The sequence below is a fragment of the Cetobacterium sp. ZOR0034 genome, assembly GCF_000799075.1.
GTDB lineage: Bacteria > Fusobacteriota > Fusobacteriia > Fusobacteriales > Fusobacteriaceae > Cetobacterium_A.
In genome coordinates this window covers 113,608-133,711 of the sequence record NZ_JTLI01000014.1, presented here as the reverse complement: position 1 = coordinate 133,711, position 20,104 = coordinate 113,608, and the positions used below count along the sequence as shown (strand labels likewise).

Annotated in this window: 21 protein-coding genes; 18 read left to right on the top strand and 3 right to left on the bottom strand. The window is 30.1% G+C overall.

Features of this window, described 5'->3' with window-relative positions; translation table 11 throughout:
* Positions 1–44: 44 nt before the first annotated feature.
* Both L992_RS04590 and hutX read left to right on the top strand, forming a co-directional pair.
* Positions 45–1,235, top strand: a complete 1,191-nt coding sequence (locus L992_RS04590; protein ID WP_052191668.1) for a YihY/virulence factor BrkB family protein — start codon at positions 45–47, stop codon at positions 1,233–1,235.
* 60 nt (positions 1,236–1,295) lie between these two features.
* The gene (gene hutX, locus L992_RS04585) at positions 1,296–1,766 is read left to right on the top strand and encodes a heme utilization cystosolic carrier protein HutX (RefSeq protein ID WP_047381648.1); all 471 of its coding nucleotides are present in this window, start codon (positions 1,296–1,298) and stop codon (positions 1,764–1,766) included.
* 51 nt (positions 1,767–1,817) lie between these two features.
* Here hutX and L992_RS04580 read toward each other — a convergent pair whose 3' ends face one another.
* Entirely contained in the window at positions 1,818–2,324 is a 507-nt protein-coding gene (locus tag L992_RS04580) for a flavodoxin family protein (RefSeq protein WP_047381646.1), read from the bottom strand.
* Positions 2,325–2,342: 18 nt separating this feature from the next.
* Complete coding sequence (locus tag L992_RS04575; RefSeq protein WP_052193902.1) at positions 2,343–3,083, bottom strand: energy transducer TonB; 741 nt, start codon at positions 3,081–3,083, stop codon at positions 2,343–2,345.
* Between the two features lie 170 nt (positions 3,084–3,253).
* Here L992_RS04575 and L992_RS04570 point away from each other — a divergent pair, with 170 nt between their 5' ends.
* From L992_RS04570 to L992_RS04530, 9 genes are all read left to right on the top strand, one after another.
* A complete protein-coding gene (locus L992_RS04570) occupies positions 3,254–3,877 on the top strand; it encodes a MotA/TolQ/ExbB proton channel family protein (protein ID WP_047381644.1) in 624 nt (207 codons plus the stop codon).
* Between the two features lie 10 nt (positions 3,878–3,887).
* On the top strand, positions 3,888–4,325 hold the full coding sequence (locus tag L992_RS04565; RefSeq protein WP_052191666.1) for a biopolymer transporter ExbD: 438 nt from the start codon (positions 3,888–3,890) through the stop codon (positions 4,323–4,325).
* A 7-nt stretch (positions 4,326–4,332) separates the two neighbouring features.
* On the top strand, positions 4,333–5,595 hold the full coding sequence (locus L992_RS04560; protein WP_047381640.1) for a coproporphyrinogen-III oxidase family protein: 1,263 nt from the start codon (positions 4,333–4,335) through the stop codon (positions 5,593–5,595).
* 22 nt (positions 5,596–5,617) lie between these two features.
* A complete protein-coding gene (locus L992_RS04555; protein WP_047381638.1) occupies positions 5,618–7,585 on the top strand; it encodes a TonB-dependent receptor in 1,968 nt (655 codons plus the stop codon).
* Between the two features lie 17 nt (positions 7,586–7,602).
* Entirely contained in the window at positions 7,603–8,571 is a 969-nt protein-coding gene (locus tag L992_RS04550; protein ID WP_047381635.1) for an iron ABC transporter permease, read from the top strand.
* A gap of 1 nt (position 8,572) precedes the next feature.
* A complete protein-coding gene (locus L992_RS04545; protein WP_047381634.1) occupies positions 8,573–9,346 on the top strand; it encodes an ABC transporter ATP-binding protein in 774 nt (257 codons plus the stop codon).
* Between the two features lie 9 nt (positions 9,347–9,355).
* Positions 9,356–10,240, top strand: coding sequence for an ABC transporter substrate-binding protein (locus L992_RS04540; protein WP_047381632.1), 885 nt, complete (start codon positions 9,356–9,358; stop codon positions 10,238–10,240).
* Entirely contained in the window at positions 10,230–11,930 is a 1,701-nt protein-coding gene (locus L992_RS04535) for an ABC transporter ATP-binding protein (RefSeq protein ID WP_047381630.1), read from the top strand. Before L992_RS04540 ends, L992_RS04535 begins: the two co-directional genes overlap by 11 nt.
* A 104-nt stretch (positions 11,931–12,034) precedes the next feature.
* The gene (locus tag L992_RS04530) at positions 12,035–12,553 is read left to right on the top strand and encodes a pyridoxamine 5'-phosphate oxidase family protein (RefSeq protein WP_052193901.1); all 519 of its coding nucleotides are present in this window, start codon (positions 12,035–12,037) and stop codon (positions 12,551–12,553) included.
* Between the two features lie 45 nt (positions 12,554–12,598).
* Here L992_RS04530 and L992_RS04525 read toward each other — a convergent pair whose 3' ends face one another.
* The gene (locus L992_RS04525; RefSeq protein WP_047381629.1) at positions 12,599–13,111 is read right to left on the bottom strand and encodes a nitroreductase family protein; all 513 of its coding nucleotides are present in this window, start codon (positions 13,109–13,111) and stop codon (positions 12,599–12,601) included.
* A 119-nt stretch (positions 13,112–13,230) separates the two neighbouring features.
* On the opposite strand from L992_RS04525, the gene rbr reads away from it, so the two are divergent.
* From rbr to L992_RS04490, 7 genes are all read left to right on the top strand, one after another.
* Entirely contained in the window at positions 13,231–13,809 is a 579-nt protein-coding gene (rbr, locus tag L992_RS04520) for a rubrerythrin (RefSeq protein WP_047381627.1), read from the top strand.
* Positions 13,810–13,908: 99 nt separating this feature from the next.
* The gene (locus L992_RS04515; RefSeq protein ID WP_047381624.1) at positions 13,909–14,778 is read left to right on the top strand and encodes a DMT family transporter; all 870 of its coding nucleotides are present in this window, start codon (positions 13,909–13,911) and stop codon (positions 14,776–14,778) included.
* An 82-nt stretch (positions 14,779–14,860) separates the two neighbouring features.
* Positions 14,861–15,661, top strand: a complete 801-nt coding sequence (locus L992_RS04510; RefSeq protein ID WP_052191664.1) for an MBL fold metallo-hydrolase — start codon at positions 14,861–14,863, stop codon at positions 15,659–15,661.
* 19 nt (positions 15,662–15,680) lie between these two features.
* A complete protein-coding gene (locus L992_RS04505) occupies positions 15,681–17,018 on the top strand; it encodes a Sapep family Mn(2+)-dependent dipeptidase (RefSeq protein WP_047381620.1) in 1,338 nt (445 codons plus the stop codon).
* 167 nt (positions 17,019–17,185) lie between these two features.
* Positions 17,186–18,520, top strand: coding sequence for a H2O-forming NADH oxidase (gene nox / locus L992_RS04500; protein WP_047381619.1), 1,335 nt, complete (start codon positions 17,186–17,188; stop codon positions 18,518–18,520).
* A 92-nt stretch (positions 18,521–18,612) separates the two neighbouring features.
* On the top strand, positions 18,613–19,236 hold the full coding sequence (locus L992_RS04495) for an OmpA family protein (protein WP_047381616.1): 624 nt from the start codon (positions 18,613–18,615) through the stop codon (positions 19,234–19,236).
* An 88-nt stretch (positions 19,237–19,324) separates the two neighbouring features.
* Positions 19,325–20,068: an EI24 domain-containing protein gene (locus L992_RS04490; protein ID WP_047381615.1), complete on the top strand. Its 744-nt coding sequence runs from the start codon at positions 19,325–19,327 to the stop codon at positions 20,066–20,068.
* Positions 20,069–20,104: the final 36 nt, after the last annotated feature.

Sequence of the window (20,104 nt, the reverse complement as noted above, 5' to 3'; positions counted from 1 at the left end):
AAAAAATGGTAAAATAGGAAATAATACTTCAGGAGGATGATGCAATGATACAAAATATAAAAAACTATGTAAGTGAGTTACAGTTAACACATTTTTATAGTCAAATGAAGGGGGCGTTTGAGAATTATAAACGTTCGAATTCAAATCTTTGGGCAAATACACTTTGTTATTTTACAACTCTATCTTTTATTCCAATATTAGCGATAGCTTTTAGTATTGGTCGATGGTTTGGTATAGATAATTATTATTTAAGGCAATTAACAGAAAGTTCTCCGTTGAATGAAGAAACTATCAAATTAATTTTAGATATAGCTCAAAATTTATTACAAAATACTCGGAGCGGAGTGATAGCAGGAGTTGGATTTATATCCTTGGGATGGGTTATTGTTTCGATGTTCTCTGTAATCGAAAAAGCTTTAAATAGTATTTGGGATATAAAAAGAACTAGAAATTTTTTTAGAAAAGTAAGTGACTATTTACTTGTGTTTTTTCTGTTGCCTATAAGTGTTATAGGTGCAAATGTTTTAAATAATATAAAAGTAGAATTTTTATATGTAGAGCATATATTGAATTTAGTGGCTCCATATTTAGCGTTATGGATATTTTTTATATTTTTTTATATGGTTTTACCAAATACAAAAGTAGCTTTAGTTCCAACTATTTGGAGTAGCTTTATAGTTTCGTTTTTACTTAATCAAAGCAATATGCTTTTAGTAAAATTACAAATAATAATAGCAACATATAATAAGATTTATGGAAGTTTTTCAGTATTGTTATTATCATTAATTTGGCTCAAAGTTGTTTGGTTTTTAATATTAATTGGAGCACATTTTTCATACGTTTTACAAAATAGAGAGAATTTGGGAAAAATAGAGGATATAAAAAAAATTAATTTCAAGTCTAAGTATTTAGTTACAAAAAAAGTATTGTTATTTTTAGTTAAAAATTATTTAGATAATGAGAAACCAGTTTCGGCTCTGCAAATTTCGCAAGAGTTGAAAATTCCGATGGAGTTAAGTAGAAATGTTTTAGAAGAGTTAAAAAAGTTAGAATATATCTCTGTAATAGAAAGTGATACCAACGATGAAAAAAGATGTAAGCTTACAATGAGTGTAGAGATTATAACGTTTAAAAAACTATATGAAGATTTAGAAACTGTAGGAGAGAATTTAGAAATTGAGGTTGTAAATTTTGATGAAAATATCAAACTAATAGACTATTTTAAAAATATTTGATTGACAAAGTTTTTAAAATATAATATATTTTATCTACATAACGTATGTAGGAGGATTTTCATGAGAGATAAAATACAAGAAATACTTACAAATGATGTAAAAGCATCTTTAAGTAAAGTGGCGAAAGAGTTAGAGATGCCGCTAATAGAAGTTTTAAGACAAGCACCAACAGTAAAAAAATATGATGTAGCTAAAATAGATGATCTATTTGCAGTTTTAAGAAGTTGGGAAAAAGTATTTTTAATAGTTATAACACCAGCATTTGTAATTGAGATTCAAGATAAATTTGCCGAAGGATTCTATGGACATGGATATTTCAATTTCCATGATAAAAACTCTTCTATTGGAGGACACTTAAGCGTTGACAAAATAAAAGAGATTTTCTTAGTAAAAGATGTTATGTTCGGAAGAGAAAGCTATTCAATTAGATTCTATGGAGAGGATGAAAAAGAGATTTTTGCAATCTACGTTCCAAGAGATGAAAAGAAGGAATTAATTCAAGAGTGTGTAGATAGTTTTAAAAGTTTATAAGAATGAAAAAAGGAAGAGAAATTTAAATCTCTTCCTTTTATTTTTATATAGTTATTTTATTGAATTCATTATAGAAAGTCCAAATTCTTTTGCTTTGTTTAAATCAGATTCATCTGGATGAGATTTAGCAGCTTCCCATCTCTTTGTTCTTTCTTCACTTGCGGCCATTCTATGATCTGAAGGTAGTGTTGAGAACCAAGCAATTAACTTAGGATCAATTGCACCTTGACAGAAGTAACCTCCAAGAACATTGTTGTTATTATCTTTTAAAAGTGTTTCGATATTAGTTACGCAATCTTTTGCGTGGTCTGAGTCAGGGTAAGCTCCTAAAGTAAAGAAATAAGCGACATTTTTATCGAAGATTTGTTTAGATAAAGTTAAAGCTGTTTGATCAAAAGTAGCTCTATCAATCCATCCTCCAACAAAGATTAAATCGTAGTCTAAATTAACAATTTCAGAAATTGGAAGAAGACTAGCTTCTGGAATATTTTCATGTATAGCTTTTGCTACTTTTTCAGTATTTCCAGTTTTTGATGAGTATGTAATAAGTATTTTCATAAAATTTAAATCCTCCTATTATTTTTGATTAAATTTGAATTCTTTATAAAAATAAAGTTTAATAGCTTTTCCGTTTAACATAACAGGAGTAAGTTTCCATCTTTTTAAAGTTTTTTCAACTTCGTTTTGGAATCCTAAGCTATCTTTATTGTTGTAGAATTTAACCTCTTCAATTTCACCATTTAATCCAACAAGGAATCTAACTTTAATAGAAACTTCCTTATTATAACTAATTCTTTTAGCGGCTAAAGGATAGTCGGGATCTGGTTGAGAGATAAATGAATATGTTAAACCTTGCACACCTTGATTTTTAGCAGCAAAAACACCTTGAGATAATTCAATTAAATCATCGCTATTATTGCTTGGTGCTTTAGATTGCTGAGATTCAGATTTTTTTGTTGTTTTTTTATCTTCTGTAATCTCTTTTTTAGGAATCTTTTTTTCGGGTATTTTTTTTGGTTTTTCAACTTTTTTTTCAGGTTCCTTTTTAATAACTTCGAGTTTTTTTTCTTCAACTTTAGGTTCAGGAATTGGTTCTGGTTTTGGAACTTCTTCAATAATCTCTTCCTGAATTTCTTCGATTTGAGTTTGCTCTTGAACTGGCTCAGAAGGTTGGAATGAGTTAAAGTTTACAGAAATAGAAGGGGTATTAAAATCGTTTCCTATATTATCGATTTCATAGTTTTTATTGATATTTAGAGAAAAACCAAAAATAAAGATAAATATATGTAAAGCAATAGAATAAATAACAAATTTCATAATTCCTCCAAAATACAAGTAATAATTTTGTAATAATTATATCAAAAAATATTTTAATTATCAAATTATTTATTAAAAAATACTTTGTGTGAAAAATATATTGACTATTTGGTACAAAGTTAATATAATAACTTTGAATATCAAATTATTAAAAATTAGGAGGGAAATAGATGATAGATATGATCAAAGCTGGAGGACCACTTATGGGAGTGATAATTTTCCTTTCGGTAGCAGGATTAACAGTAATATTAGAGAGAGGTTACTATTTCTTTAAGAACGAAAAAGATAACGGTGAATTATTGATAACACATTTAGAAAAATTTATAAAAAATAATGAAAAAGATAGAGCAATAAAAGCTTGTGATTCTTTTAAGAATACATCTGCAAAAGTTATGAAAACAATTTTAATAGAGTATAACGGTGGAAAAATGAACTGTTGCACTTATGATTACTTGGAAGAAAAGGCAAGAGAGTGTGCGCTAAGAGAGATGCCAAAATTAGAAAGACATATGTGGATATTAGCATTAGCAGCTAATGTTACACCACTGGCAGGACTGTTAGGAACAGTTACAGGAATGATTGGTGCGTTTACAGCGATGTCAAAGCATGGAGCAGGAGATCCAACAGTTTTAGCATTTGGAATATCTCAAGCACTTATTACAACAGCATCAGGTCTTATAGTTGCTATTCCAGCACTTATATTCTATAACTTCTATCAAAAGAAGATAGAAAAAGCTATGCTTGATATGGAAAAAAATGTAGTGGAGTTTATAAATATATTAAGAAAAATGTAGGAGAGTAGTAATGTTAAAATCAAAAGGATTTTTGAACTATCAAAGAAAGCAATTGACACCTGATTTAACACCTTTAATTGATGTTGTATTCTTGTTGCTAATATTTTTTATGGTTGCAACAACATTTGATGATATGAAAGGAATGAAAATAGATTTACCAAAATCTGAAGTTGCTGAAATAGTAGAAGCAACAGATAAGGTATCAGTTTTAGTGACGGTTGATGGTCAATTAAAATTAAAAATAGATAGAAGAAATGATAGTTCGATGATAGATATAACAAAAGATGAATTGTCAGAAAAAATTAAACAAACAATCGTAACGATGGAGAACAAAAGAGTTGCAATATTAGCTGATAGAGGAATAGATTATGGAGATGTTGTCGATATAATGTCAGATATAAAGTTAGCAGGAGCAGCAGCGATAGATATAGAGACTAAAGGGAAGTGATTAAACAATGCGTTTTGAAGTTAGACATAAAAGCCACCATAATTCATCAGGATTAATAGGAAAATATTATCCACAAAGGAGAATTACAGAGCAAGATTTCTTAAATAAATTATCAGAGGAGCCAAAGGATGTACCAAGAGCAATCTATGTACATACACCATACTGCGATAAAATCTGTTCGTTCTGTAACTTAAATAGAGAGCAACTTAGTGGAAGTTTAGATTCTTATGCTGATTACCTAGTTGAAGAGTTTGATAAATATGGACAATATAGATACTTTAAAGAAAAAGGTGTCGATGTAATATATTTTGGTGGAGGAACACCGACTGTTTATAAAAATGATCAGCTAGAAAGAATACTTCAAAGTGTAAATAGAAATATAATCTTTGCAGAGGGATATGAGTTTACATTAGAAACAACACTACACAACTTAAATCCAGAAAAAATAGAGTTAATGAACAAATATGGAGTAAATAGGTTATCTGTAGGAATTCAAAGTTTCTCAGACGAAGGAAGAAAATTCTACAATAGAACTTATACTAAAGCTGAAGTGAAAGATAGATTGTTAGATTTAAAATCAAAGTTTAACGGTGAAGTATGTATAGATATTATCTATAATCATCCAACTCAAACAGTAGAGGATGCAAGAGAAGATGCAAGAGTTATAAAAGAGTTAGATTTAGGAAGTTCGAGCTTCTACTCGTTAATGGTTCATGAAGGTTCAACACTATCTCATGATATAAAGGATGAGAAGGTAAAACTACAAGATGATTTAAAAAGAGAGAGAGAGTTACATGACGCTTTCGTAAAAGAGTTAACAACAGATAGCGATTACTATGTTTTAGAATTAACTAAGATAGCTAAAGCAGGAAGAGATAACTATAAATATATAAAAACAAGAACATTCGGAGGAGATACGTTCCCAATTGGTGTAGGTGCTGGTGGAAATGTTGATAATGTATCTGTATTTAGAATGAAAAAAGAGATGGGAATGTTTGTTGAGAAAAGTGAGTATCAACAAAGATTAGATAGGTTTAATGGATTATTCCAGTTCCCAACAGTTGAAAAAGATGTAGTGAATGAGATTTTAAACTTTACAGAGCAAAAAGTATTTGAAGAGGTAATGTCTGAATTAAAGGCTGATGGGTTTGTAACAGAAAATGAAACACATTACCATTTAACGAGTGACGGTCTATTTTGGGGTAACAATATATCTAGAGAGGTTTTAACTACTGTAGTTGAAAAAACTTTAGAGGTAACAAAAAAGTAAAGTTTAGAGAGGGATTAAAGAAATGAACAAAAAAATAGCAGTATTAAGTTTACTAGTAACAGCTTTAGGTTATTCGAATGATGAATTTTTCTATGAAGAAGCTAGTAAAGGTGTTAAATTAAACGAGAGTGTTATATCTACAACAGGGTTTGAAACAGCACAAAGAAATGTAACAAATACAGTTACAGTTATAACAGCAAAAGATATTGAAGAGAAAAATTACCAATCAGTATCAGATGCTTTAAGAGATGTTCCAAGTGTAAATATAATTGGAGATCCAAAAGATCCGATTATAGATATGAGAGGGCAAGGAACAAAGGCAGCAGAGAATGTACAAGTTTTAATTGATGGAATTTCAACAGGATCATTAGATTCAAGTCATGGAAGAATGCCTATAAATACAGTTCCAGTTGAAAATATAGAAAAGATAGAAGTGATTCCAGGTGGAGGAGCGATACTTTATGGAAGTGGAACTAGAGGAGGAGTAATTAATATAATTACTAAATCTGGTGCGGGATATAAAGGTGGATCTGTATCTAGTGAATTTACTAGTTTTGGAACTAAAAAAGGTGATGTATCATTCGGAACTACTGTAGGAGATTTCGGAGTAGGAATTAACTATACAAAAAATGATTACAAAGGTTTCAGAGATGGAGATGAATCAGATTCAGAATTCTTCGAAGGAAGTTTAAAGTATAAAATTGATGAAAATCAAAATATTACTTTAAAATATTCAAGATATGATGAAAATGCAACATCACCAGAAAGATTGACAAAAGAGCAGTTATCAGACCCAACACAGTCAGGGCTTACAAGTTCAAAAGATTTAGCGATGCTTGATGTGATTAAAGATGAATTTAACTTAAAATATGAAAATAAAATAAATGATAATTTAAAGTTAGACATACTATCGTTCTATCAAGAATCAGATATTGAAACTGTAGGAACTAAGGGAAGTGGAAGAATAGAACTAGAGGATAAAAAAGTTGGATTTAAACCGAAGCTTCAATTAAAGTATGGAGAAAATAATGAGATTGTATTCGGGTATGATTTTATATCTCAAGAGATGAATAGAGTTACAGGTTCGAGTACAAACTATAATCTAAGTGATTTTACTAAAATGACAAACAGTGGGTTTGTTTTAAATAGAAATAGATTTGGAAAGATTGAATTCACTCAAGGTTTCAGATATGAACGTGCTGATTATGATTTAAAAAGAAAAGATAATACTAGAAACCTAGATGAAAAAATAACAAAAGAAAATTATGCAGCAGAAGCGACAGTGAATTATCTGTATTCAGATACAGGAAATGTATATGCAAAGATAGAAAGAGGATTTAGATCACCTCTTCCACCAGAGATGGCAAATACGAAGGATTATTCATTAAGTAAGGCTGATTCAGAAACATATTTAACTTATGAGTTAGGTGCAAAAGACTATATTTTAGGAAGTTATGTAAATGGAGCAGTATACTATACAGAAACAGATAATGAGATAGCAAGAGTAGCTATTCCGGGGACATTCTATTTCGATTACTATAATATAGGAAAAACTAAAAGATATGGAGCTGAGTTATCAGCAGAGCAATACTTTGGAAAATTAACTGTTAGAGAAAGTTATGCTCTTATAAAAACAGAGATATTAGAATCAGCAAATTCTAAATTAGAAGGAAAAGAGATAAGCGATGTACCTACGAATAAGTTATCGTTAGGATTATCTTATGAGGTAACACCAAAGTTTACAGTTTTAACAGAGACTGTTTATACATCAGCTTATTACATAAATGATGAAAACACTGGAGGAAAACAAAACGAAAATATTGTTACAAATGTAACATTTAACTATAATCCAACAGAAACATTAAAATTATACACAGGGGTAAGAAACCTGTTTAATGAGAAATACTATAACTCTATAAAATCAGATGGAAAATATTTTGATCCAGCAGCAGAAAGAAGTTTCTATGCAGGATTTAAATATAACTTCTAAAAACAGGGAGAATTAATATGAAGAAACATGTGTCATTAATATTAATTCTGGGAATAATACTGACAGGAACACTTTCTATTGGTTTAGGAAGTGTTTCTGTGCCATTGGAGCAATTATTTTCAATGTCAACTGCCCCAGATTATATAAAAACAATAATTTATGAAATAAGATTACCAAGAATAATTATGGCGCTATTAATAGGGATGATGCTATCATCAAGTGGTGTTGTGGTTCAAGCTGTGTTTCAAAATCCTTTAGCGGATCCTTATATAATAGGGATAGCAGCAAGTGCGACATTTGGAGCAGTAATAGCTTATGTATTCCAATTACCAGATATATTTTACGGAGTGCTAGCATTCTTATCTTGTTTAATAAGTACTTTTGTAATATTCAAGCTTTCAAATAGAAATGGAAAAGTTGATATAACAACACTATTGATAGTAGGGATAGCTGTCTCGTCATTTATAGGTGCGTTTACATCGTTTGCTATGTATCTTATAGGTGAGGAATCATTTAAAATTACTATGTGGTTAATGGGGTATTTAGGAGGAGCAACGTGGACAAAGGTAGCACTTTTATTTGTACCATTAGTATTTTCTCTAATCTTCTTCTATCTACAAAGAAATCAGTTGGATGCTCTGCTATCAGGAGATGAAGAAGCAAACTCTTTAGGAGTTGATGTTCATGCATTAAAAGCAAAGGTTTTAACTGTTTCTGCTTTAGTAGTAGCTTTTTCAGTAGCTTTTTCAGGAATGATAGGATTTGTAGGTTTAATTATACCTCATTCAATAAGAATGTTGGTGGGACCTTCAAACTCAAAACTAATTCCAAATTCAGCTTTAGCAGGAGGATTCTTCTTACTAATTTGTGATACTATTGGAAGACTTTTATTAGCACCAGTTGAGATTCCTATAGGTGTGGTTACAGCCTTCTTTGGAGCGCCATTCTTTTTATATCTAGCATTTAAATCTAAAGGAGGAAGATAAGATGGGTATTAAAGTTGAAAATCTATCTTTTTCTTATGGAGATAGAGCTATTTTAAAGAATTTAAAAGTTCAAATAAAAAAAGGAAAGATGACAGGAATATTAGGGCCGAATGGATGTGGAAAGTCAACTTTTTTAAAAAATATACTTGGTTATTTAACTCCAAATAGTGGGGAGATTATTTTCAATGGAAAAGATACAGCTGGGTTATCTAAAAAAGATAAAGCTAAACTTGTATCGTTAGTTCCACAAAAATCAAATTTAATGACAAATATGTCTGTGAAAGATTTCGTTTTAATGGGGAGATTACCTCATTTAAAATCGAGTTGGGCAGGATATACATTTGATGATAAAAAAAAGGTAGAGGATAATCTAAATTTTTTAGGATTATATAAATTTAGTGAAAGAGTAGCGGTAAGTTTATCTGGAGGAGAGTTCCAAAGGGTATTGTTAGCAAGAGCATTAACTCAAGAACCAGAGATACTACTTTTAGATGAACCAACTTCGGCACTTGATTTAAATCACGCTGTAGAGTTACTAAATAAAGTTAAGAGTTTATCTTTAGAAAAATCACTGACAAGTGTCGCAGTTCTTCATGATCTTAATTTAGCGGCAATGTTTTGTGATGAATTAATAATGATGAAAGATGGAGAGATTAAGTTCCAAGGGACACCATTAGAAGTTTTAACAGAGGAAAATTTAAGAGCAGTTTATAATCTGAAATCAAAGGTTATAAAAGATGAAAATGGGATACCATATATTATTCCATTAGTATAGGGAGAGATTATGAAAAAATTAGCAATTTTAGCATTCACAGTTTTGATGAGTAATTTTGCCTTTGCTTTAAAGTTAGAGAATGGATTTATTGTAGATTCTAGAGGTAACAAAGTAGAGGAAAAAGAATATAAGAAAGTTTTAATATTAGACCCCGCAGCGGTTGAATCATTTTATTTGATTGAAGGAGAGAAAAGTATTGTAGCTATAGCAGATACAGCAAAAAATCCTATATGGCCACAAGAGAAAACAAAAGACCTCCCAAAAGCAGGAACTATAATGAAGCCATCGATAGAGCAGGTTCTAAGTTTTACTCCAGACCTTGTAATATTAAATACAATGTCTGAAGCATTTGGAGAGAGCTTAAAAGCTAGAAAATTAAATTTTATAATAAATGAAGCGAACTCTTTTGATCAAATTTTAGAAAATTTAGAGGTGTATGGGGTAATAACTGGTCAAAGAGAAAAATCAGAAAAGTTAGTACAGGATTATAAATCTAAGTTAGGTGAGATAAAACAAAAGATAGAGGAAAAACCATTGAATATTAAGGGAGCGTTTTTATTCTCGACATCTCCAATGATGGTGTTTACTCCGAACTCTTTACCAGGACAGATATTTGATACCTTAGGTATTGAGAATATAGCAAAAGGGTTGCCAGGAGGAAGACCAATACTTTCACCAGAATATTTATTAGCTCAAAATCCAGATCTATTAGTTGGATCAATGGCGATAAAAAATAAAAATGATATTTTAAATAGCAACCCAGTTGTAAAACAAACTAAAGCAGGGCAAAAAGGTAATATGATGATAATTGATTCAGATAAAATACTGAGAGGAACTCCGAGAGTTATAGATGCTCTAGAAGAGTTGTATCAGGAGTTATCGAATGTTAAATAGTATTTTTAAATACTATCTAAAAGAAAGAAAACTGCTAACTTATTTTTTAGTTAGCAGTTTTTTTGTAACTGGTTTGGACTTATATGGCCCGATAGTAGTTCAAAACCTGATAGATACATCAATACCGAATAAAAATGTTAAAGAGTTCTTTATGTTCTCAGCAGCCCTTTTAGGAATATATGTGTTTAGGTTATTGTTGTCTGTTTATTCTAGTTCGAGAGGACAGTTGATGGGAAATAGAATAAAGTTTCTGATGAGAGAGGATTTGTTCAAGAAAATTTTAAGTCAACCAGATACATATTTTATGAAAAATCAAAGTGGAGATATAATATCAAGAGTGACAAGTGATTTAGAAAATGTTTCAGCTCTTTTATACAGAGGTTTAGAAGATTTTCTATTTTCTATACTATCGATAATTGGTGCAGTTGTTCTTATGGCTAATTTCAATTTAAAATTGACCCTATTAACGATGATACCTCTGCCTTTAGCTGTTTATTTTACAATTTATCAAAATAAAAAGTTAAAGATAGGTTATGGTTTAGTAAGAGAGAGATTTTCAGGTCTTACTTCAAAAATTCACGACTCTTTAAAAACTGTATTTTTTATAAAGGATAATGTTTTAGAAGATGATATATTAGAAAAGTTTTCAGAAAAAAATAAAGAGCTTTTAGATGTAGAGAAAACAAATATATTTAATACATCTGCTCTTATGTCAGGAGTTAATTTTTACAATCAACTTACACAACTGATAGTGATATTTATAGGTGGGTATATGCATATAAATGATGAAATAAGTCTAGGAGTTATCGTAGGGTTCATATTACTGACAAATAGATTTAGGATATATCTACTAAGATTGATGGGATTGATAGATGTTTTCCAAAGAGGAGCAACAGGAATTGGAAGATTTTTAGATATTATGAATATTCCAGATGAAAAGAATGGAGATATTCAAATGACTGACGAGATAAAAAAAATAGAAGTTAAAGGTTTAAGCTTCTCTTTTGGCAATCAAGATGTAATAAAAGATTTGTCTTTAGTGATTGAAAAAGGTGAAAAAGTAGCCTTCGTAGGAGAGAGTGGAGTTGGAAAAACAACGATTTTCTCACTTTTAAAAAGAACATTTCTACCTGAAGAAAACAGGATATTAATAAATAATCACTGTATAACAGATTTAGAAAGAGAGAGTCTACTTAATAAAATAGCAGTAGTTGATCAAAGAGATAGTTTGATGAATGAAACAATTTTAGATAATATAAAAGTTGTGAAAAAGGACGCTACTGATCAGGAGATAATGAAAGCCTTAGAATTAGCTCAATTGAAGGAGTTTGTAGAGAATCTTGAGCACAAAGAAAAGACTAAGTTAGGTCAAGGTGGAGTTAATTTGAGTTCGGGGCAAAAGCAAAGATTAGCTATGGCAAGGCTCTTTTTAAAGAATCCAGAGATTATAATGTTAGATGAAGGAACATCAGCACTAGATAATATCCTAGAGAAAAAAATTATGGATAACATCTTAGAAAAGTTTGATGATAAAATAATAATCTCGATTGCTCATAGATTAAATACGATAAAAGAGTTTGATAAAATTGTTGTTTTGGGAAAAGAGGGTATCAAAGAGATGGGAGATTATAAAACCTTAATGGAAAAACAGGGAGAGTTCTTCAGAATGTATAAAGCCGGGAATTTATAATCATACAAAAAAAGTGTAATTAATTCTTGACAAAGTTTGTAAAAAAATATACTATATGAGTATATAATATTTTGAGATACAAACTTAAAGGAGATTGAATATTTATGATGAAAATGGCAATGGCAATGAATTTAAATAAAGATGAATTAAGAAAAGAGATAGATGAGTTTGAAGGAAGTTTTAAATCAGTAGTTTTAGGAACGGTTTCTAAAAATGGAGAGATTGATGTTACTTATGCTCCGTATGTAAAATATGAAGGTGCAGGATACATTTTTATCAGTGAAATAGGAGATCACTATGATAACTTAGTAGAGAACACTCAAAAGTTTGAGATTATGTTCTTACAAGATGAAAGTGAAGCGGCATCAGTGTTAGTAAGAAAGAGATTAAGATATAATGTTACAGCTGAATTCCAACCAAGAGATGAGAGATTTGAAACTATTTTAGATATTTTCGAAGAGAGAATGGGACATGGAGTTAAGGTAGTGCGTAAGATGGAAGATTTCCATTTAGTAAAATTAGATGTAATTGATGGAAGATTTGTTAAAGGTTTTGGTCAAGCGTTTAATTTAAAAGGTGATGATATCATTCATATGACTGGAGATAAAAAAACTCATAGATAAGAAAAGGATTATTGTGACTCTGTAAAGTTACAATAATCCTTTTTTTTAGAACTTATCAATATGAATTTTAGAAAAGTCCATATCGTTTTCATTTCGAGGTATTTTTTCTTCGTTTGGATATCCTAGTGAAATAATTGAAACTATTTTGAAATGAGATGGAATTGATAATAAATTTTTTATATAAATTTCAGAATCGATTCCATCACTAGTTTTTCTATCTTTTACATTTATCCAGCAACTACCTAATCCAAGTTGAAAAGCTTTTAGTTGAATTGTGAATGATGCAATAGAGGAGTCTTCGTTCCAAGTGTTTGATGTCTCAGGATTTCCGAGAACAACAATTGCTGCATTAGCTTCACTTAGCATAGCTGAACCAACTTTTTTGGAAAGAGATAATTTATTTAAAATATCTTTGTTTTGAGTTAGAATTAATTCAAATGGTTTTAAGTTTCTTCCAGAAGGTGAGGCTAAAGTGGTTTTTAAAATTTCATTTAATTTTTCTTTTTCAATATTTTGTGTAGTATATTTTCTAATGGTTCTTCTTGATAAAAAATCCATATATCCTCCTCGTATAATTTTATTTTCTATATTATCATATAAAATAAAAAAATAAAAAGGAAAAAAATAAAAAGATAGAATAATATCAAAGAATACAAATAAGGAGGTAACAGGATAAAATGGTAAAATCGATTAAGGGATCTAGAACTGAGCAAAATTTATTAAAAGCTTTTGCAGGAGAGTCACAAGCAAGACAAAGATATACGATGTTTGCTGAAAAAGCTAAGAGTGAAGGGTATGAGCAGATAGCTGCATTGTTTGAAGAAACAGCTTTAAATGAGCAATATCATGCTAGAAGATTTTTCTCATTTTTAGAGGGAGGACCTGTTGAGATAACAGCAACATATCCAGCTGGAATTGTTGGAACAACTATGGAAAATTTAGAAGAGGCTGCTGAAGGTGAATATGAGGAGTGGGCAGAGCTTTATCCAGGATTTGCTGAGGTAGCAATAGAAGAGGGATATCCACAGGTAGCAGCAGCGTTTAAAGCTATAGTTGAAGTAGAAAAATTACATGAAAAAAGATATCGTAAACTTCTTGACAATTTAGGTAGAGAGTTAGTGTTTAAAAAAGATGAAGATGTGAGATGGAAGTGTAGAAAGTGTGGGTATGTTCATGCAGGTAAAGAAGCTCCTAAGGTGTGCCCATCATGCTTAGAAAAACAGAAAGAGTTTGAAATGGAATGTGTAAACTATTAAGATTGATTTAGAGAGGATATAATCCTCTCTATTTTTTCATTTCAAATTAAATTAAAAATAGTGTAGAATAGTAAAAAAGAAAAATAGGGGGGGAGAACAATGATGGGGGAAAGTTTAGCACTTTTAGCAGCTTTTGGATGGGTAGGAAGTTCTATTTTTTTAGAGAAAGCAAGTAAAGAAGCGGGAAGTTTGGCAGTAAACTTAATAAGATTAGTTTTAGCTATGGTATTTTTAGGTATGATAACACAGATGAATAGAGGGATGTTACTACCTTTAGATGTTTCTAAAGAATCTTTAAAGTATCTATCTGTATCAGGATTATTTGGATTATTTTTAGGAGATTTCTTTTTATTTAAAGCTTATTTGAAAATAGGTCCTCGAATTACACTGCTTGTGATGACATTTAGTCCTATAGCGGTGTCAATATTAAGCTTTTTTATTTTAGAGGAGAAAATAGAGTTATTTAAAGTAATAGGGATGTTATTGACAATAAGTGGAATTGCAATAGTCATTTTAAAGAAGAAAAGTGACCAGACTTTTTCAAAAGTAGGGTTTATGTATGCTGTATTAGCTATGTTAGGAGAGAGTTTTGGAATAGTTTTTACTCGGATGGGGTCGATAGATTATGATTCTTTTGCAACAATACAGGTTAGAACAATTCCAGCTATATTAGCTTTTATTTTATATATAACATATCGTAAAGAGTGGATGGATATAAAAGATGGAATAGTGAATAAAAAAGCGATGTTATATATAGTGTTAGGGACAATTGTAGCAACGATGGGTGTGACGTCTTTAGTTGAAGCTATGAAACATGCACACGTTGGGATTGTGAGTACGCTAGCTGCAACAAGTCCAATATTAATAATTCCAATATCAATAGTTTGTTTTAAAGAAAAAATATCTCCTTCAGAAGTAGTCGGTGCAATAATTTCTTTTGTTGGAATAACAACATTTTTCATACTATAAAACTTGATTTTTTGTAATAAAAACAATATAATTATTTTTAATAAAATAAAAAAGGAAGGGATAGAAGATAGAAATACAGGTCTTGGTTGAAAATAAAAGCTCAAATAAAGAGTTAGCGAAGGAGCATGGCCTCTCTTTATATATAGAAACAAAAGGTTTGAAAATATTATTTGATGTTGGAGAGAGCAAAAAGTTTTGGAAAAATGCTGAAAAATTAGGTTTAAATTTAGAAGAGGTAGATTATTTGATTTTATCTCATGGTCATAAAGATCATGGAGGCGGACTTTCATATTTTTTAAAGAAAAATAAAAAAGCAAAGATTTATTGTAGTGAATATTATTTTGAAAAGCACTATAAGAAAATCTTTGGAGCGTATATAGATATAGGAATACCATACGAGTATCTGGATGTTGAAAGATTTAATTTTGTAGAGAATATTTTAGAAATTGAGAATTTAAAATTATTCCATTGTTTTAATAGAGAGAGCTATAATCCTCTGAACGAAAGTCTTTATATAAAAAGTGATAATGGTGAGTATATAAAAGATAATTTCAAACACGAATTAAACTTGATAGTTGAGGAGGAAAAAGTTAAAGCTTTATTTATTGGATGTGCTCATAAGGGAGTAAATAATATCTTAGATGAATGTGAAGCTTATGGTGATAAAGTAAATGTAATAGTAGGAGGTTTTCACCTTTCGAGCAGAACAAGTTTAAATAAAAATGAAAAATATATAGATGAAGTTATAGATTATCTGAATAAAAGTAAAGTTGAAAGTCTGTATCCTTGTCACTGTACTGGCGAGTATGGTATAAAGCGAATGATAGAGAAGACTGGGATTTATATATCTGATATTCAAGTAGGGAATAAAATAAATTTATAATTGAAATAGGGAGAGAGCGTTGAAGTATAAAAAATTAGATGAAAAATTTCCAGAGTTTATAGAAAGTTTAAATAAAATAGTAAAAATCCCCAGCTTCTTAAAAGAAGATAAAAGTGGTTATCCGTTTGGAGAAGATATACAAAATGTATTAGAGGAAACTTTGAAAATATGTGAGGAGTTAGGTTTTAAAACTTTTATTGATCCAGAAGGGTATTATGGTTATGCTGAAATTGGAGATGGAGAAAAATTAGTAGGTGTTTTAGGACACTTGGATGTAGTTCCACCAGGTGATTTGAAAAAATGGAAAAATCCGCCATTTGAACCAAAAATTGAAGATGGGAAATATTTTGGAAGAGGAGCTCAAGATGACAAGGGGCCTACATTAGCTGCTATATATGCTCTGAAAATTTTATTAGAAACTGGATTTGAATTAGATTACAGAGTAAGATTTATCTTTGGTACAGATGAAGAAAATCTATGGAGAGATATGCCTAAATATGTAGAAAAAGAGGAGATGCCTACAGTAGGGTTTACACCAGATTCTAAATTTCCATTGATATATGCAGAAAAGGGTTTGTTGCAATGTAAGCTTATCGCTGAAAATGAAAGTGGAATGATATTTAAAGGTGGAGATGCATTTAACTCGGTTCCTTCGACGATTACAGTTGAAAACTCAAAAGGTCTTATAGAGACATTAGAAAAATTGAATTACGAGTATTTAGAAAAAAATGGATGCGTTGAAATAATTGGAAAAAGTGTTCATGCTCAAGTAGCTGAAACAGGTGTAAATGCAATCAATAGATATATGCATGCTTTGAATGAAAGTGGACAAAATACAAAATCTGGTAAATTTATAGTGGAAAATATTATTGGTTATAATTTTGCAGAACCTATTTTTGGAGAGATTAAAGATGAACATTCAGGAGAGTTAAAATTTAATATTGGTAAAATCGAATTTACAGAGAAAGAAGAAATTTTATGTATTGATATGAGAATACCGGTGACGTATAGTGTAGAAAATATAATAGAAACAATAACTAAAAAGGCTTCTGATTATGGATTTAGATATCAGGCACATGATTATTTGAAATCAATATATACACCTCTAGATTCTAGTTTAGTAAAAACATTGATGTCAGCTTATCAAGAAGTGACAGGAGATTTAATTTCTAGACCGATAGCTGGAGGGGGAGCTACATATGCAAGAGCAATAAATAACTGTGTAGCATTTGGTGCAGTTTTACCAAATAGCCCAAAAACAGAGCATCAACCGAATGAGTATATCGTGTTAGAAGACATAAAATTAGCTATGAAAATATATATGAGAGCATTTGAAAAATTTAAAGAGTACATATAGAAATAAAAGAATTAACGAGGATAAAAAAACATCCTCGTTTTTATTTTGATTAAAAAAAAATGAATTCAAGGTCATATTTTAATCGTAAAAACAATTGACTTCAGAATACTAAAAAGGTATACTTTGATTGAATATATATCAAATAAAATGAATTTTAGGAGGCAATTATGAGTAAAATAGTAGTAGTAGGAGCAAATCACGCTGGAACAGCAGCAATTAACACAATCTTATCGAACTACCCAAATCAAGAGGTGGTAGTATTTGACAAAAACTCAAACATTAGCTTTTTAGGATGTGGAATGGCTTTATGGATAGGAAAGCAAATTTCAGGACCTGAAGGATTATTCTACTCTTCACAAGAAAAATTAGAATGTAATGGTGCTAAAGTTCATATGGAAACAGAGATAAAAAGAGTAGATTTTGATAATAAAGTTGTTTATGGAATGGATAAGAATGGAAATGAGATAGTAGAATCTTATGATAAATTAATATTATCAACAGGATCGTTACCAATAGATTTACCAATTCCTGGAAAAGATTTAGAAAATGTTCAATTCGTAAAACTATATCAACATGCTGAAGATGTAATAAAAAAATTAGAAAATAAAGAGTTAAAAAATATAGTAGTAGTTGGAGCAGGGTATATTGGTGTTGAATTAGCTGAAGCTTTCCAAAGATGTGGAAAGAATGTAGAGCTAGTTGATTTAAGTGACAGTTGCTTATCAGGTTACTATGATTCTGAATTCAGAGAGATGATGAAAGAAAATATGGTAAAAAATGGAGTTAATGTAAACTTTGGAGAGAAAGTATTAGAGATCAAAGGAAATGGAAAAGTTGAGGAAGTTGTAACAGACAAGAAAACTTACAAAGCTGATATGGTTATTTTAGCTGTTGGTTTTGTACCAAATAATATCTTAGGAAAAGAAAAGTTAGAGTTATTTAGAAATGGAGCTTACAGAGTAGATTTAACTCAAAAATCAAGTTTAGAAGATGTTTATGCAATTGGAGATTGTGCTACAGTTTATGACAACTCAATCGAAGATACAAACTACATAGCTTTAGCAACAAATGCGGTTCGTTCAGGTATCGTTGCAGCTCATAACGTGTGTGGAACTAAATTAGAAAGTATTGGAGTTCAAGGTTCGAATGGAATCTCAATATATGGGTTAAATATGGTTTCAACAGGATTAACTTTAGAGAAAGCAAAAGCTTTAGGATATGATGCAATTGCAACTGAGTTTGCAGATTTACAAAAACCTGGATTTATCGAACATGATAATGATACTGTATTCTTAAAAATAGTTTATGATAAAAATACAAGAAGAGTACTAGGAGCTCAAATGGCTTCAAGACAAGATATATCAATGGGAATTCATATGTTCTCACTTGCTATTCAAGAGAAAGTGACTATAGATAAAATTAAATTATTAGATATATTCTTCTTACCTCATTTTAATCAACCATATAACTATATAACAATGGCTGCATTAAGTGCAAAGTAATTATCAAGTTAGTTAGAAAAGTAACATAGAATTCTTGACATGTTCCTTTATATATTAGATAATATAAGAAGTATCAAAATAGGAGGAACAAAATGAGAAACAAGAAAACAATAGCTATGTTACTACTGACGACATCTCTTTTAGGGGCTTGTAGTACTGCAGATAAAAAAACTAGTGGAACTGTAAAAGGTGCAGCAGCAGGAGCACTGATAGGTCAATTAGTAGGAAAAGATACAAAGGGAACGCTTATAGGTGCTGGAATAGGTGCTTTAGCAGGACTTGGTTGGGGAGCTTACAAAGATGCTCAATACAAAGAGTTTATAAATGCTCTAAATAGTACAAATATAACAGTAACAAATAATAAAGACAATATAAATTTAAGATTACCTGGTGAATCTTCATTTAAAAGTGGAAGTTCTGTCTTAAACGGAGGATTCTATGCACCGTTAAATTCTATTGCGGATATCATGAATAGATATCCTGATACAAAAATCCAAATTTCTGGATATACAGACAATACGGGAAATCCAAATTCTAATTTAAATCTTTCATTACAAAGAGCACAAAGTGTAGCAAATTATTTAGCAACACAGGGAGTATCACCGAGTAGAATTTCAAGTGTTGGTTATGGGGATAGAAATCCAGTAGCTTCAAATGCGACAGTTGATGGAAAGGCGTTAAATAGAAGAGTAGAAATTAATATATATCAAAAATAAAAAAGGCTTTAAAGCCTTTTTTTATTTTGAAAGATAGATATACAAGTTGTTGTAAATTAATTTATAAACTTATTTAGAGGAGAGAGAAGTGGAAAAGATAAGAATATTATTAGACGGTTATTTGAAAGCGCCTAAATTAATAAAAGAATTAGGGTTAAGATGGGGATATTTGGTTGGAGGATTTGTAGGCGTATTATTACTTTTATTTTTTTATTGGATTTCTGGATATATAGGGGATTGGATATTCAAAGAAGTAAGTAATGTTTTTGATTTTCAAGAATATTCTAGAATAGTAAGATGGTTGTTTATCTTTTTAATAAGAACGATTATGATTTCAGTAGAGTATTTCTTTTTTAAAACGATTTTATTGGCAATATTAGCACCTTTTTTTAGTTATATATCCGAAAAGATTGAATGCTACGAAGAGGGAGTTGTGTATAAATTCACGGTCAAAGAAAATTTGTTTTTTATATTAAGGGGAATAAAAATTGCGGGTAAAAGTTTTTTTAAAGAATTTTTTTTTACGAGTATAGTTATTTTATTGGGATTTATTCCTGTTATAAATATAATCGTACCGATTTTAATTTATATTATTCAAAGTTACTTTATATCGTATAATTTTGTTGATTATACACTTGAAAGACACAAGATGTCAGCAGAGGAAAGTTCAGATTTTATATGGCAAAATAAGATCGTATTTACAATTGGAGGTGGAATATTTACTTTGATATATTTTATTCCTATCATAGGGATAATCGTGGCTCCATTGATAAGCATAACTGCATTCACAACAACAACATTGAAACTTTTAAAAACAAAAAAAGGTATTTAAGTATATAAAAATACAATTTAAGTTTATAAATAGTCG